The 13,410-nt window shown below is 60.3% G+C and carries 17 protein-coding genes; 2 read left to right on the forward strand and 15 right to left on the reverse strand.

Annotated features, from left to right (window positions below; all coding sequences use genetic code 11):
* Positions 1–66 precede the first annotated feature (66 nt).
* The 11 genes from TU74_RS04565 to TU74_RS04615 all read right to left on the reverse strand — a co-directional run bounded on the left by TU74_RS04565 (position 67) and on the right by TU74_RS04615 (position 8,085).
* A complete protein-coding gene (locus tag TU74_RS04565; RefSeq protein WP_048375325.1) occupies positions 67–1,038 on the reverse strand; it encodes an acyltransferase family protein in 972 nt (323 codons plus the stop codon).
* Between the two features lie 98 nt (positions 1,039–1,136).
* Positions 1,137–1,460, reverse strand: coding sequence for a DUF3392 domain-containing protein (locus TU74_RS04570; protein ID WP_047278383.1), 324 nt, complete (start codon positions 1,458–1,460; stop codon positions 1,137–1,139).
* Positions 1,461–1,469: 9 nt separating this feature from the next.
* Positions 1,470–2,684 carry a radical SAM family heme chaperone HemW gene (gene hemW, locus TU74_RS04575; RefSeq protein ID WP_047296111.1) on the reverse strand — a complete coding sequence of 405 codons (1,215 nt, stop codon included), beginning with the start codon at positions 2,682–2,684 and terminating at the stop codon, positions 1,470–1,472.
* Complete coding sequence (gene rdgB, locus TU74_RS04580; RefSeq protein WP_047281476.1) at positions 2,681–3,277, reverse strand: RdgB/HAM1 family non-canonical purine NTP pyrophosphatase; 597 nt, start codon at positions 3,275–3,277, stop codon at positions 2,681–2,683. Before rdgB ends, hemW begins: the two co-directional genes overlap by 4 nt.
* Entirely contained in the window at positions 3,274–3,711 is a 438-nt protein-coding gene (locus TU74_RS04585; protein ID WP_048375327.1) for a DUF4426 domain-containing protein, read from the reverse strand. Before TU74_RS04585 ends, rdgB begins: the two co-directional genes overlap by 4 nt.
* Before the next feature lie 25 nt (positions 3,712–3,736).
* Positions 3,737–4,357: a methionine biosynthesis protein MetW gene (metW, locus tag TU74_RS04590; protein ID WP_047279459.1), complete on the reverse strand. Its 621-nt coding sequence runs from the start codon at positions 4,355–4,357 to the stop codon at positions 3,737–3,739.
* Positions 4,358–4,364: 7 nt separating this feature from the next.
* Positions 4,365–5,504 carry a homoserine O-succinyltransferase MetX gene (gene metX / locus TU74_RS04595; RefSeq protein WP_047278370.1) on the reverse strand — a complete coding sequence of 380 codons (1,140 nt, stop codon included), beginning with the start codon at positions 5,502–5,504 and terminating at the stop codon, positions 4,365–4,367.
* Between the two features lie 148 nt (positions 5,505–5,652).
* Positions 5,653–5,949 (reverse strand): DUF167 domain-containing protein, encoded by a 297-nt coding sequence (locus TU74_RS04600; RefSeq protein WP_047278368.1) that lies wholly within the window; start codon positions 5,947–5,949, stop codon positions 5,653–5,655.
* The gene (locus tag TU74_RS04605; RefSeq protein WP_047296102.1) at positions 5,949–6,536 is read right to left on the reverse strand and encodes a YggT family protein; all 588 of its coding nucleotides are present in this window, start codon (positions 6,534–6,536) and stop codon (positions 5,949–5,951) included. The genes TU74_RS04600 and TU74_RS04605 overlap by 1 nt, the downstream gene beginning before the upstream one ends.
* A gap of 11 nt (positions 6,537–6,547) precedes the next feature.
* Positions 6,548–7,366: a pyrroline-5-carboxylate reductase gene (gene proC / locus TU74_RS04610; RefSeq protein WP_047296101.1), complete on the reverse strand. Its 819-nt coding sequence runs from the start codon at positions 7,364–7,366 to the stop codon at positions 6,548–6,550.
* Positions 7,367–7,398: 32 nt separating this feature from the next.
* Positions 7,399–8,085: a YggS family pyridoxal phosphate-dependent enzyme gene (locus TU74_RS04615; protein WP_047283237.1), complete on the reverse strand. Its 687-nt coding sequence runs from the start codon at positions 8,083–8,085 to the stop codon at positions 7,399–7,401.
* A 58-nt stretch (positions 8,086–8,143) separates the two neighbouring features.
* On the opposite strand from TU74_RS04615, the gene TU74_RS04620 reads away from it, so the two are divergent.
* The gene (locus tag TU74_RS04620) at positions 8,144–9,139 is read left to right on the forward strand and encodes a type IV pilus twitching motility protein PilT (RefSeq protein ID WP_047296099.1); all 996 of its coding nucleotides are present in this window, start codon (positions 8,144–8,146) and stop codon (positions 9,137–9,139) included.
* A 41-nt stretch (positions 9,140–9,180) separates the two neighbouring features.
* On the opposite strand, the gene TU74_RS04625 is transcribed toward TU74_RS04620, so the two are convergent.
* The gene (locus tag TU74_RS04625; RefSeq protein WP_047278357.1) at positions 9,181–9,828 is read right to left on the reverse strand and encodes a C40 family peptidase; all 648 of its coding nucleotides are present in this window, start codon (positions 9,826–9,828) and stop codon (positions 9,181–9,183) included.
* Between the two features lie 252 nt (positions 9,829–10,080).
* Here TU74_RS04625 and TU74_RS04630 point away from each other — a divergent pair, with 252 nt between their 5' ends.
* On the forward strand, positions 10,081–10,497 hold the full coding sequence (locus tag TU74_RS04630) for an NINE protein (protein ID WP_048375331.1): 417 nt from the start codon (positions 10,081–10,083) through the stop codon (positions 10,495–10,497).
* 74 nt (positions 10,498–10,571) lie between these two features.
* Here the strand turns inward: TU74_RS04630 and TU74_RS04635 are convergent, their stop codons facing one another.
* From TU74_RS04635 to pyrR, 3 genes are read right to left on the reverse strand one after another with little or no spacing between them, the layout of a single operon-like run.
* Positions 10,572–11,843: a dihydroorotase gene (locus TU74_RS04635; protein WP_048375333.1), complete on the reverse strand. Its 1,272-nt coding sequence runs from the start codon at positions 11,841–11,843 to the stop codon at positions 10,572–10,574.
* Complete coding sequence (locus TU74_RS04640; RefSeq protein ID WP_048375335.1) at positions 11,840–12,844, reverse strand: aspartate carbamoyltransferase catalytic subunit; 1,005 nt, start codon at positions 12,842–12,844, stop codon at positions 11,840–11,842. The genes TU74_RS04635 and TU74_RS04640 overlap by 4 nt, the downstream gene beginning before the upstream one ends.
* Before the next feature lie 12 nt (positions 12,845–12,856).
* The gene (gene pyrR / locus TU74_RS04645; RefSeq protein WP_047278343.1) at positions 12,857–13,375 is read right to left on the reverse strand and encodes a bifunctional pyr operon transcriptional regulator/uracil phosphoribosyltransferase PyrR; all 519 of its coding nucleotides are present in this window, start codon (positions 13,373–13,375) and stop codon (positions 12,857–12,859) included.
* Positions 13,376–13,410 lie beyond the last annotated feature (35 nt).

A 13,410-nucleotide genomic window follows, 5' to 3' on the forward strand; every position in this document is an offset into this window, starting at 1 on the left:
GCCATTTTTCAATGACTGGCCTCCGCTCGGGGGCCGGTTTCTTTAGGCGACGTCCGTCGCGGTGCATCACAGCACGAACCTGACGCGTTTGCTCAGCAGGATCAGCACCGGCGCGGCCGCCAGCGCCAGGGCGATGACCACCAGCGCCAGCAGGTTGCCGTACGCCATCCCCGCCGCCAGTGCCCCCAAAATAAACATCGGATGGATGTAATACACCGCCGAAGACACCTTGGCCGCCGTGTTGCGGCTGGACGCCCGAACATACACGCACGCCAGCAAAAACAGTGCAGGCGTGAGAACGGGCAACGAAAACATAAAGTCGAAATACACCTGCGGCTTGGCCCGCAGCGAGTAATTGATGTACGACTCGGTCAGCATCAGGGCTGTGCCCGCCACCAGCCAGCCCCACACCCATGGGCGCGTCACCTTTTGCGGGACCTGATGCCTGGCCAACACAAACCCCATGCACATGAACGGGAAACCCATGAACAGGAAGTTACGGGCGGCGTAGTCGTTTTGATTGAAGTGCTGCAGCAAGGGGTCGGGCAGAACGTAATAAACACGCGCATATTGCAATGTCAGCCCGATCGCATAGGCGATCAGGGCCAGCGTCATCAGCGTTGGAGTGGCCGAATTGCGCAGCGCATACAGGATCAGTCCACCGCCCAGCATGCCCACCAGATACCAGAGGTGGAAATAGCCGATCAACAAAGACTTGATGATCCCGAGCACGCCTTTTAGAGAGCCCAGCGTCGCAGGGTCGACGTAAAACGGGCTGTAGACCAGCATCCAGAAGAGGTACATCCACAAACCGCGTTTGAACCACGTGCCGAACGAGTGGCCTTCGCTGAGGGTGTGGAACAGGTAATACCCGTTGATGATAAAGAAGACAGGGACCGCGACCCGAAACAGCCCGTTGCCCAGCATGTAACCGATGGCCGTGTCATTACCGCCCAGAATCTTGCAGTGCAGCGCGACGACGGCTATCGCCAGCGCCACTTTCAGTGCATCGAGATTGCCATTTAAAAGCTTCGGCATGGGCAGTGCTCACGTATCAGGCGATACCCAAGCGTAGCCCACAATCGGCTGCTATCTGCGTGGCCTTTATCCCCCCGGCCAGCACGTGCAGCTACGGGTTAGCGGCGATCAGCCACCACGCCGATCAGCACCAACACCACCAGCAACACCGGCGCCAGGCTGTAGTTGTTGAACTGGCTCAGCCCGCGCTCGACCCACGGCGTGGCGTAGATCAGCGCTGCGCCGCTGCCGATCAGGCACAACAGCGCCATCAGCGGGACGCGCAAGGCGCCGGCGATACTGCCCAGACGTTGCTCGACCCAGCCCTTGAAGTCAGCGCCAAACAGCACCAGCAAACAGCCAATCAATGCCAGGGAGATCTCCGAGAGGTGGCTGCGGCTCCAGCGCGATACCGTGGCAAGCAGGTCGAGTACCAAGTCCATTCGATTTCCTTACGTCAAAAAGTGCTGCAACAGGTCATTGAGAAACAGCTGGCCTCGGGCAGTCGCCGCCAGGCGTGTCGGTTCGACCTGCAATAAGCCACTTTGTTCGGCGGCTTCACGCCCGGCGTTCAAACTGTCGAGGGGTAAGCCGGTGCGCAGTGGATAAAGGGCTGAATCCACGCCGTCAGTCAGGCGCAAGGCGTTCATTAGAAACTCAAACGGCAGTTCTTCGGCAGTCAGAACTTTCTCGCCAGCCTGAAAGCTCTTCGCCGGATTTAGGTAATCCTTCGGTAGGCGGGTTTTCCAGGTGCGCACGATGCGGCCATCGGGATGGCTCAACTTGCCATGGGCACCGGCGCCAATGCCGATGAAGTCGCCAAAGCTCCAGTAGTTGAGGTTATGCCGCGCCGGTCGGCCGGGCAGGGCGTAAGCCGACACTTCGTACTGTGCGTAGCCATGTTCGGCGAGCAGGGCTTGCCCCGCTTCCTGAATGTCCCACAGGGTGTCGTCTTCCGGCAGCGTCGGAGGCTGGTTCCAGAACACCGTGTTGGGTTCCAGCGTCAGTTGATACCACGACAGATGCGTCGGCTTGAGGGCGATGGCCTGGCGCAGGTCGCTCAGGGCGTCCTCCAGCGACTGATCGGGCAAACCGTGCATCAAGTCCAGGTTGAAGTTGTCAAACCCCGCCTGACGCGCCATGCCAGCGGCACGCACGGCTTCGTCGCCGTTGTGGATACGTCCCAGTGCCTTGAGCTTTTCTGGCTGAAAACTCTGGATACCAATGGACAGCCGATTGATCCCCAGCGCACGGTACGCGACGAACTTTTCCTGCTCGAACGTACCGGGGTTGGCTTCCAGCGTGATTTCGATATCGGCGGCAAACGCAATGCGTGCTTCAACGCCTTTGAGCAAACGGCCCAGCGCCGCGGCGCTGAACAGACTCGGCGTACCGCCGCCAAAGAAAATAGAACTCAGCTCGCGCCCATATGCCGCGTGCAGGTCCTGATCGAGATCGGCCAGCAGCGCGTCCACGTAGGCTTCTTCGGGCAGTTCCGGGCTGGCGGTATGGGAATTGAAATCGCAATACGGGCATTTGCGCACGCACCACGGAATGTGGATGTACAGCGACAGCGGTGGCAGTTGTGTCAGGGGGGCGCGGGGCGCCTGCTGAGAAAAGCCAGCCGCACCGAGATAGAGCGGCTGGGGAGGTGTGTCGTGGGTCATTTCAGGCCCAGACGCTGACGCAGCAAAGCCATGGCGCGAGCGCGGTGGCTGAGCTGGTTTTTTTCCGCCGGGCTGAGCTCGGCGCTGGAGCAATTGCGTTCAGGCACCCAAAACAGCGGGTCGTAGCCAAAACCGTGCTCACCGCTGGCGGCAGGCAGAATGCGCCCGTGCCACAAGCCTTCGCAGATAATCGGCAGCGGGTCGTCAGCGTGGCGGACCAAGGCCAGGACGCAGACAAACTGCGCGCCGCGTTCGGCTTGCGGCACGTCTTTGAGGGCATCGAGCAATTTGGCGTTGTTCGCCGCATCGCCTTGGCCATCGGCATAGCGGGCAGAGTAAATGCCTGGCGCGCCGCCCAGAGCATCCACCGCCAGCCCCGAGTCGTCCGCCAATGCGGGCAGGCCGCAAATGCGCGATGCATTGCGGGCCTTAAGAATGGCGTTCTCGACAAACGACAAGCCGGTTTCTTCCGGCTCGACGCTGCTGAACTCTCCAATCGAGCGCAACTGCACCGACTCGCCGAGCATGGCCTGAAGTTCTTTGAGTTTGCCCGCGTTGTGGCTGGCGAGTACCAGTTGCGTGAAGTTCATCATTCGATTGGAGCGACCATTTGAGTAAATTCGATTGTTTCAGCGCGAGCGCCGCCCGCTTTTACATCCACCTTGAAGGTGAAAGTTTGCGGGCCTTTGACCGGGAACTGGGCCAGATAATTGATCTCGCCACCTTTGCCGGTTTGCCGGAAGCTCAGGCGCTTTGGCTTTTCATCCCCGGTTTTAAACGTGCCCTGCACATTGGCCGGTATATTTTTGCCCGCCTTGTTGACGGTGATGTTCAGCACGGCGTTGTTCTTGCTGCGCGAGACCTCAACCTGTTTGGCAATCTTAGGCGTCAGAAAAGTAGACGGGAACGCGTTGTAATACACCGTCATGTCGCCAAACGTCTGCTGCCGTTGGGCAGGATTCACGTCGGCCGCCATGGCCTGCGCGCCCAAACACATTGAAAGCAGTAGTAACCCAATACGACCCATGGTCTTTCTCCTTTGAGCGAACCTGTTAAACCGCGACGTTATGGTCCTGAAGGCCAGGACTGCTGACACGGTAAATGCCAATCTCGCCCAACAGGTTAGGCCATATCTTGCTGGCCCACCCGTGTCGATGTTGTTGATCCACGGCAAGGCGGTTGATGACACGCGCTTCACGCTCACGGCACAGCGCTTCGAAGTCTTCAAAGGTGCAGAAGTGAATGTTCGGCGTGTTGTACCAGGTGTACGGCAAAAACTCGGACACCGGCATGCGGCCTTTGCTGGCCAGGTACCAGCGGCAGCGCCAGTGGCCGAAGTTGGGGAAGGTGATGATGCATTGACGGCCGACCCGCAGCATTTCGTCGAGGATCCGGTCGGGGTAGTGCACGGCCTGCAATGCCTGGGTCATGACCACGATGTCGAAGCTGTTGCTGGCAAAGTTGCCCAGCCCTTTGTCGAGATCCTGCTCAATGACGTTAATGCCTTTGGCAACACATTCGGCAATGTTGTCCGGGTCGTTTTCCAGCCCATAGCCGGTGACTTGCTTGTTGTCGCGCAGCCAGCTCAGCAGTTCGCCATTACCGCAACCGAGGTCGAGCACGCGGCTGCCAGCGGGGATCCAGTCTTGGATGATTTCCAGGTCGGCTCTCATGGCGTTCTCACAGTTCAATTCGGTTCATGTAGTTGCTGAAGGCTTGCAGGTAGCGCGGGATCGGAATCAGGAAGGCGTCATGGCCCTGCGGCGCGTCGATCTCCAGGTAGCACACGTCTTTTTTGGCGGCCATCAACGCGTCCACCAGCTCCCGCGAGCGGGCGGGCGAGAAGCGCCAGTCGGTGGTGAACGACATCACGCAAAAGCGTGCCTTGGCGCCGGCAAAAGTCTTGGCCAGGTCGTCATCGAAGTTCGCCGCCGGGTCGAAGTAGTCCAGCGCCTTGGTCATCAGCAAATAGGTGTTGGCATCGAAACGCCCGGAGAACTCTTCGCCCTGATAGCGCAAATAGCTCTCAACCTGAAACTCGACGCTGTGGAAGTCGTAGTTAAGGTTTTCGTTCTTCAGCCCGCGGCCGAATTTTTCGCCCATCGAGTCATCCGACAGGTACGTGATGTGGCCGACCATTCGTGCCAGCATCAGACCGCGTTTGGGGATGACGCCCTTTTCCTGAAACGACCCGCCATGGAACTCGGGGTCGGTGAGGATGGCCTGGCGCGCGACTTCGTTGAACGCGATGTTTTGCGCCGAGAGCTTCGGCGCCGAGGCGATGGCCAGACAATGGCGCAGACGGTCGGGGTAGCTGATGCTCCATTGCAGCGCCTGCATCCCGCCAAGGCTGCCACCGATCACGGCGGCCCACTGTGAGATGCCCAGGCGGTCAGACAAACGCGCCTGGCTGTGCACCCAGTCTTCAACGGTCAGCACCGGGAACGACGCGCCAAACGGGCGGCCGGTGTCGGGGTCGATGCTGCTCGGGCCGGTCGAACCGTTGCAACCGCCGAGGTTGTTGAGGCTGACCACGAAGAATTTGCGGGTGTCGATGGGCTTGCCGGGGCCGATACAGCTGTCCCACCAGCCGGGCTTGCGGTCGTCGACGCTGTGATACCCGGCGGCGTGATGATGACCTGACAGCGCGTGGCAAATCAGCACGGCATTACTGGCCGACGCATTGAGCTGGCCGTAGGTTTCGTAAATCAGGTCATAGGCTGGCAGTGAGCGGCCGCACGCAAGTGCCAGCGGTTCGCTGAAATGTGCAACGTGAGGCACAACCAAACCAACGGAATCGGGGGGAAAGGCAGCTGGCATCGACCCTGCTCTCATTTAAATGAGGCGTAAGTCTAATGAGCGGGGCAGCGAGCGGCAAGCAATGGTGCAAAACCCTTTGGTCGCGTTTGAAGGCTGCCTTGAAGGCCGTCGTACAGCCTGTCGCAGCCCGCGCAAACGGGAACAGACCCTAGAGGTCGGGACGGGTCAACCCGGGCAGCACCGGCAGTTTTTTTGGGCTGTGCAGGCGTACCCGTTTTTGCCGGTTGAGTTCGCCACTGATCAGGCTGACCTGACTTTTGGCGATGCCAAACGCCTTGGCCAGAAAAGCCATCAAATGGGCGTTGGCCTTGCCTTCGACCGGTGGGGCGGTGAGCCGGATTTTCAGGCGGTCACCGTGCAGGCCAGCGAACTCATCGCTGCTGGCCTTGGGTTGCAAATGACAGTCGAGAATCAGGTCGTCACCGTCCCAGCGGAAATAACTCATCAGATCAGGCCGAACAGCTCAGGTGGCATACGGACATACATGGCCAGTGGCGGAATCACGTAGCTCTGGATCAGTTGGATGATCATGAACGCGAGGATCGGCGAGATGTCCAGGCCGCCCAGGTTCGGCAGAAAGCGACGGAACGGAGCCAGTGCCGGCTCGGTGATCTGGTTGACCAGCTCAGCGCCAGGGCTGGTGCTGCCCGGTGCCACCCACGACAGAATCACGCTGATGATCATGGCGAAGAAGAACACTTTCAGGAACAGTGCCGTCACGCCGATGATCGACCACAGCAGCAGCCCGAGGATGTTGAACGGGATATAGCTCAAGGTCAGCACGATGGCGAACACCACCATTTGCACCAGAATCGCCAGTACCAGCGACGACATGTCCAGGCCGAAAATGCTGGGAATCACGCGGCGCATGGGTTTGAGCAGGGTTTGCGTGGCCTTGACGATGAACTGGCAGATCGGGTTGTAGAAGTTGGCGCGTACCAGTTGCAGGATGAAACGCAACAGCACGACCAGCAAATACAGGCTGCCCAGGGTTTGAACCACAAAAATGGCAGCGCCATTAAGTCCTGACATCATTTGCTCCTTTATTGACCCAGTTGTTCGGCCAATTCGGCCGAGCGGTGCGCGGCGGCACTCAATGCTTTTTCGACCGTGGCTTCAAAACCACTGGCCTGGAATGACTTGATTGCAGCTTCGGTGGTGCCGGCGGGCGAGGTCACGCGACGACGCAATTCGGCCGCGTCGGCATCGCTGTCCACGGCCATGCAGGCGGCGCCCAGTGCTGTGTGCTCGGCCAGTTTTTCCGCGACGTCATGGCTCAGGCCCAACTTCACGCCCGCGTTGGTCATGGCTTCGATCAGCAGGAAGAAATACGCCGGGCCACTGCCCGATACCGCCGTCACGGCATCAATCTGAGCTTCTTGCTCGACCCAGACCACAACGCCCACAGCGCTCAGCAGCTCATCGGCCAGCGCGCGTTGTGCTTGGGTGACTTGCTGAGTGGCGAACAGACCGCTGACCCCTTTGCCCAGCAGGGCCGGCGTGTTGGGCATGCAGCGCACCAGCGGCTGAGTGCCCAACCATTCCAGCAAACTGGAGGCGTTGATACCGGCAGCAATCGACACCACCAGTTGTTTGGGTTGAAGGTGCGGACGCAGGTCCTGGCACACAGCCTTCATCGCCTGTGGCTTGACTGCAATGACAATGACGTCAGCGTCCTGCACCGCTTTTTCGTTTTCAGCGAACACGTCGATACCGTGTTCGGCCGCTACCTTGGCGCGGGTGTCGGCGCCAGGATCGCTGGCGCGGATCTGTGCAGCGTTGAACCCTTTGGCCAGCAGGCCGCCGATCAAGCTGGAAGCCATGTTGCCGGCTCCGATAAAGGCAATACGCGTCTTGCTCATGACCGATCCTTATAAGTGTGAGGCAAGCCTTTTCAGGCCTGACTGTAGTCGCGAGCGCCAAACAGTGCAGTACCGATCCGCACCCACGTGGCGCCTTGGGCAATGGCCGACTCAAGGTCATGGCTCATGCCCATGGAAAGTGTGTCGAGGCCCATGTTCAGGCCCTCTTGCAATTCACGGACCTTCGCAAACGCGGCGTCCTGTTCGGCGCGCTCGTCGGTGGGCTCGGGAATCGCCATCAACCCGCGCAGTGTCAAGCGTGGCAAAGCGCTGATGGCGTGTGCCAGCGCGGGCAGGTCAGCCGGGGCACACCCGGACTTGCTGGCTTCGCCGCTGACGTTCACCTGAATGCAAATGTTCAATGGGGGCAGCCCATCTGGCCGCTGCTCTGACAGACGTTGGGCAATTTTGAGGCGGTCTACGGAATGCACCCACGCAAAATGCTCAGCGATGTCACGCGTCTTGTTCGATTGAATGGGGCCGATGAAGTGCCAACACAAGGGCAGGTCAGCTAATTCGACCTGTTTGGCGCGAGCTTCCTGCAGATAATTTTCGCCAAAGTCGCGCAGCCCGGCGGCATAGGCGTCACGCAGCGCAGCGGCGGGTTTGGTCTTGCTGACCGCCAGTAAGTGAACGCTCGTTACATCGCGTTGCACAGCCAGTGCGGCTGCACGGATGCGCGCCTCAACCTGAGCAATGTTGTCAGCTATCGTGGACATTCAATTAAGCCCGCCGTGGTGAAAGTCTGCGGCATTCTACTGGAATTCGGAGGGGGGGATGGATATCGCCGACCTGTTGGCTGTATGCGTGGCGCGCGGCGCATCGGACATGCACCTGTCTGCGGGCGTGGAGCCGCTGCTGCGCATTGATGGCGACCTGCAGCGGTGCGAGCTGCCGAGCGTAAGTGCGCAGTGTGTACTCGAACTTATCCACAGCATGATGACCGCGTCGCAGCGCGAGGCGTTTGAAACAACCCTCGAAGCTGATTTTTCGTACACCGTGCCGGAGCTGGGGCGGTTTCGGGTGAATGCCTTCAGGCAACAGCATGGCCCCGCAGCGGTGTTGCGCCGTATTGGCGCAACGGTGCCGAGCCTGGCATCACTGGGTTTGGAGCAAGTGCTGAGCCCGCTCTTTAACGTGCCTCATGGTCTGATCCTGATCACCGGCGCCACGGGTTCAGGCAAAACCACCACGCTGGCCGCCCTCATCGATCACCTCAACAGCACGCGTCAGCAACACATTCTGACCATTGAAGACCCGATTGAATTCGTTCACACCTCGCGACGCTGCCTGATCAATCAGCGCGAAGTCCACCGCGACACCCACGGTTTCGCCAACGCATTGCGCTCAGCGTTGCGTGAAGACCCGGACGTGATTGTGCTCGGTGAAATGCGCGACCTCGACAGTATCCGGTTGGCCCTGACCGCCGCAGAAACCGGGCACCTGGTGTTTGCCACGCTGCACACGCCCAGTGCGGCCAAGACCATTGACCGCATCGTCGATGTGTTTGCGGCCGAAGAGAAAGCCATGGTGCGGGCGATGCTGTCCGAATCACTGCAGGCAGTGGTGTCTCAGACGTTGCTCAAGAAAAAGGGCGGCGGACGGGTTGCGGCACACGAAATCATGCTCGGTACGCCTGCGATCCGGAACCTGATACGGGAAAACAAAGTGGCGCAGATGGCGTCTGTCATCCAGACCGGCGCAGCGGTCGGCATGCAGACATTGGACATGAGTGTGAAACGCTTGCAGGAGAGGGGAATCATCGACCTGTAACCGCCGAAGAGCAGCCTTGCGCTGCCCTTCAACGATGTCAGTTAGCGCTGCGCAACCCGCAGGTTGGTTTGCTCTTTGGGCAATACGCGCTTGGCGACTACATAGTGGCTTTGCCAGTACGGCTTTTTCAGGGTGTCGATGGTCACCGACTTGCCGCGGCGTGGCGCGTGAATAAACCGGTCGTTGCCCAGGTAAATGGCCACGTGGTTGACCTTGCGGCTCTTGATGTTGAAAAACAGCAGGTCGCCGGGCTTCAAGTCTTTGCGATCGACTTTCTGGCCGTGGCCGCTGGCCATGGCGCTGGAGCTGCGGGGCAGATTGACCGCCGCCACATCGTTGAACGCGTATTTGACCAGCCCGCTGCAATCAAAGCCTTTACTTGGGCTGCTGCCGCCCCAACGATAAGGGGTGCCCAGCACGTTGACCGCACGGCTCAGCACGGTGCTGCTTTGCTTGTTGGCGGCGACCAGAGAAGCGGTCGCCATTTTGCCGGGAGCTTTGCGATGAACTTTACTGGAGGTCGCACGTGAGACGGTTTTGCTGTTAGAGGCTACAAACGGTGCACTCGCAGATGACTTTGCGGTGTATCCGGTGAAACCCGAAGGAAGACGTTGCTCACGGTTGGTGGCGTGGGCGGCCAGAGGCAGTAATAGGCAAATGGTTAGCCATGTCTTGAATAAAGGACGCATTCGGCAGGGCTCTAAGTGGTTAAGCGCGCAACTTTATAACAGCTTTTTTGTCCTTTCTAAGGCCGTTTGTCGATTGGACCGGGGGGGCAAAAACCCTCAAGGTGGTGGCAAATTGTCACAGTGTGGCGATGCAGGCCTGATGGCATAAGGGTTTGCGCGAAAACCTGCAACAGACTATTACGTGTTGCGAGACAGTAAAAAAGTCACAAAAAAAGTGTAAATTTTTTTCTATCGACTCCCAAGGGGGCATTAATGAGCGGCTATCGAGACGATGTACGACACGATACCCACAGCAAGGTACTGGGTTATCTGCTGTGGATTTTTGGCTTTCTGGGGGCTCATCGTTTCTATTACGGCAAGCCGGTCACCGGAACCATCTGGTTCTTCACCCTGGGCTTGTTGGGCATTGGCTGGCTGATCGACTTGTTCCTGATCCCGAGCATGGACCGCGAAGCGGACTTGCGCTTTACATCGGGTAATACCGATTACAGCGTGGCGTGGATTCTGCTGACATTTTTGGGCGTGTTCGGTCTGCACCGCATGTACATGGGCAAATGGATCACCGGGATCATCTACCTGTTCACGGGCGGTTTGTTCCTGATCGGTGTCTTGTACGACTTCTGGACCTTGAATACCCAGATCTCGATCAAGAATGCCGAGCGCCGTTAAGCGCTAAAAAAAACCTCACCCCGAGCCTCTACCGCAGGCAGGCAGGGGGTGGGGTGAGGGTGTAGGGCGACGCCTTAGCTTTCGTAGCTGATTCGACCGTCCACCAGCGTGTAGCGCACGGCGCCTGGCAGGCAATGGCCCAGGAATGGGCAGTTGTCGCCTTTGGAGTGCCATTTCTCACCGGCCACGGTGGAAGCGCCCGGATCGAACAGCACCAGATCGGCCGCCGAACCCACACTCAAACGCCCCGCTGGCAAGCTCAAGGCATCTGCCGGGCCGGTGCTCAAGCGCGCCAGCAACGTCGGCAAGTCCAGCAAACCGTCTTCGACCAGCGTCATCGCCAACGGCAACAACAGCTCTACGCTGCTCATGCCCGGCTCGGTGGCGCCGAACGGGGCCAGTTTGGCGTCCCGCTCATGGGGTTGGTGATGGCTGGAGATGGCCTGCACCACGCCGGATTTGACGGCTTCACGCAGCCCGTCACGGTCGGCGCGGGTGCGCAGCGGCGGTTGCACGTGGTAGACGCTGGAGAAGTCCACCAGCGCTTCGTCGGTCAGGATCAACTGATAGAGCGCCACATCGGCGGTGACCTTAAGGCCGCGAGCCTGAGCTTGCGCTATCAGCGCGACGCCCCGGGCGCTGGTCAGTTGGCTGAAGTGCGCGCGCACGCCGCTTTGCTCGACCAGCAACAGGTCGCGGGCCAGCGCCACGGTTTCGGCGGTTTCAGGGATGCCGGGCAAGCCACGGAAGGCCGCCATCGGGCCATCGTGGGCCAGGCCGCCTTCAGCCAGGTCACGGTCCTGAGAGTGGAAAATCACCGTCAGGTCAAACGTGGCCGCGTATTCCAGCGCGCGGCACAAAGTGCGCGTGTTGCTGAAACTGCTCAGGCCGTTGCCGAAGGCCACGCAACCGGCATCGCGCAGGGCGATCAGTTCGGCCAGTTGTTCGCCTTCGAGCCCTTTGCTCAGTGCCCCGATGGGGAACACTTTGCAGTTGCCGGCTTCGCGGGCGCGGTCGAGGATCAGTTCGGCCACGGCCGAGGTGTCGAGCACCGGTTTGGTATGCGGCGGGCAGCACAGGCTGGTCACGCCACCGGCTGCGGCGGCGCGGGTTTCGCTGGCAATTGTGCCTTTGCGGCTGTAACCGGGCTCGCGCAGGGCAACGTTCAAGTCCACCAGCCCCGGTGCGGCCACAAGGCCCTTGGCGTCAAGCGTGCGGGCGGGCGAGAAACCCGCCGGGGCCGCGCCCATGGCGACGATTTTTCCGGCTTCCAGGTGCAGGTCGGTGACCTGGTCAAACTGGCTGGCAGGGTCTATTACACGGGCGCCGAGAATGCTGAGCTTCACTGGGCGTTCTCCTGTTCGAATTGGCGCTGGGCCGTTTGCCCGCTCATGGTCATGGACAACACCGCCATGCGCACGGCGATGCCGTACGTCACCTGATTGAGAATCACCGAGTGCGGGCCATCGGCCACGGCGGATTCAATTTCCACGCCACGGTTGATCGGGCCGGGGTGCATGACGATGCAGTCGGGTTTGGCGCCCGCCAGGCGGGCAGTGGTCAGGCCGAACAGGCGGTAGAACTCGCCTTCGCTTGGCAGCAGGCCGCCGGACATGCGCTCACGCTGCAGGCGCAACATGATGACCACGTCGACGTCCTTCAGGCCCTCGGCCATGTCGGTGTACACCTTGACCCCGTATTGCTCGATGCCCACAGGTAGCAGGGTTTTTGGGGCAATGACGCGAATGTCCTTACAGCCCAGTGTTTTGAGCGCGATCATGTTCGAGCGTGCGACCCGCGAGTGCAGGATGTCGCCGACGATGGCCACCGACAGGTTTTCAAATCCGCCTTTGTGGCGGCGAATGGTCAGCATGTCGAGCATGCCCTGGGTCGGGTGAGCGTGACGGCCGTCGCCGCCGTTGATGATCGCGACCTGCGGGCACACGTGCTCGGCGATGAAATGTGCAGCGCCCGAATCGCCGTGGCGCACCACGAACATGTCAGCGGCCATGGCTTCGAGGTTGCGCAGGGTATCGAGCAGGGTTTCACCCTTGCTCGCCGAGGACGTGGACACATTGAGTGTGATCACGTCGGCAGACAGGCGCTGGGCGGCCATTTCAAAGGTGGTGCGGGTGCGGGTGGAGTTTTCGAAGAACACGTTGCACACGGTCTTGCCGCGCAGCAACGGGACTTTTTTCACCGCACGGGCGCCGACTTCAAGGAACGAGTCGGCGGTGTCGAGGATCTCTGTCAGCAGCTCACGGGACAAGCCGTCGAGCGACAGAAAGTGGCGCAGCTGGCCCTGATCATTGAGCTGCAGCGGGCGCTTGGCGTCTGTAGGCGTCATCGCAGTGGTCTCTTAAAGGGCGGGTTCTTGAGATAGGTCTTGGAGTTCGAGTGTCAGTGGCGCGGGGCCGGACAATTTTACCCGCTCGGTCGGTTTGAGCGACAAGGTCGCGCCCACCACATTCGGCCGGATCGGCAGCTCGGCGGCGTCCAGGTCGAGCAGGCTGACCAGGGTCACGCTGGCCGGACGACCATAGTCGAACAATTCGTTGAGTGCCGCGCGGATGGTGCGGCCGCTCATCAGAACGTCGTCGATCAGTACCAGGTGCTGGCCTTCGATCTCGAACGGCAGGTCGGACGGCCGCACTTGCGGGTGCAGCCCGTTCTGGCTGAAGTCGTCGCGGTAGAACGAGACGTCCAGCGTGCCCAGCGGCGCGTCGCTGTCCATGGCCCGCAACAGCGCCTGGGCCACCCAGATGCCGCCCGTGCGGATGCCGATGAAACGGGGCTCGGTGATGTGACGGCGGGCCAGATGGGCCTTGAGATCAAGCGCCATCTGAGAGATCAGTTCAGCGGGAACAGGCAGGATCATGGTGGCTCCTTAAAAGGCCCGCGCAGGATGCGTGC

Source organism: Pseudomonas lundensis (assembly GCF_001042985.1).
In the GTDB taxonomy this organism is placed as follows: Bacteria; Pseudomonadota; Gammaproteobacteria; order Pseudomonadales; family Pseudomonadaceae; genus Aquipseudomonas; species Aquipseudomonas lundensis.

Bases quoted from the DNA above. Each gene is read 5' to 3' on its own strand.
- TU74_RS04615 (WP_047283237.1), bottom strand. From the start codon at position 8,085: ATGTCCACGATAGCTGACAACATTGCTCAGGTTGAGGCGCGCATCCGT.
- metX (WP_047278370.1), bottom strand. From the start codon at position 5,504: ATGCCAGCTGCCTTTCCCCCCGATTCCGTTGGTTTGGTTGTGCCTCAC.
- TU74_RS04620 (WP_047296099.1), top strand. From the start codon at position 8,144: ATGGATATCGCCGACCTGTTGGCTGTATGCGTGGCGCGCGGCGCATCG.
- TU74_RS04570 (WP_047278383.1), bottom strand. From the start codon at position 1,460: ATGGACTTGGTACTCGACCTGCTTGCCACGGTATCGCGCTGGAGCCGC.
- TU74_RS04585 (WP_048375327.1), bottom strand. From the start codon at position 3,711: ATGGGTCGTATTGGGTTACTACTGCTTTCAATGTGTTTGGGCGCGCAG.
- TU74_RS04625 (WP_047278357.1), bottom strand. From the start codon at position 9,828: ATGCGTCCTTTATTCAAGACATGGCTAACCATTTGCCTATTACTGCCT.
- TU74_RS04600 (WP_047278368.1), bottom strand. From the start codon at position 5,949: ATGAGTTATTTCCGCTGGGACGGTGACGACCTGATTCTCGACTGTCAT.
- TU74_RS04605 (WP_047296102.1), bottom strand. From the start codon at position 6,536: ATGTCAGGACTTAATGGCGCTGCCATTTTTGTGGTTCAAACCCTGGGC.
- hemW (WP_047296111.1), bottom strand. From the start codon at position 2,684: ATGACCCACGACACACCTCCCCAGCCGCTCTATCTCGGTGCGGCTGGC.
- TU74_RS04565 (WP_048375325.1), bottom strand. From the start codon at position 1,038: ATGCCGAAGCTTTTAAATGGCAATCTCGATGCACTGAAAGTGGCGCTG.
- metW (WP_047279459.1), bottom strand. From the start codon at position 4,357: ATGAGAGCCGACCTGGAAATCATCCAAGACTGGATCCCCGCTGGCAGC.
- TU74_RS04640 (WP_048375335.1), bottom strand. From the start codon at position 12,844: ATGACGCCTACAGACGCCAAGCGCCCGCTGCAGCTCAATGATCAGGGC.
- pyrR (WP_047278343.1), bottom strand. From the start codon at position 13,375: ATGATCCTGCCTGTTCCCGCTGAACTGATCTCTCAGATGGCGCTTGAT.
- rdgB (WP_047281476.1), bottom strand. From the start codon at position 3,277: ATGATGAACTTCACGCAACTGGTACTCGCCAGCCACAACGCGGGCAAA.
- TU74_RS04630 (WP_048375331.1), top strand. From the start codon at position 10,081: ATGAGCGGCTATCGAGACGATGTACGACACGATACCCACAGCAAGGTA.
- proC (WP_047296101.1), bottom strand. From the start codon at position 7,366: ATGAGCAAGACGCGTATTGCCTTTATCGGAGCCGGCAACATGGCTTCC.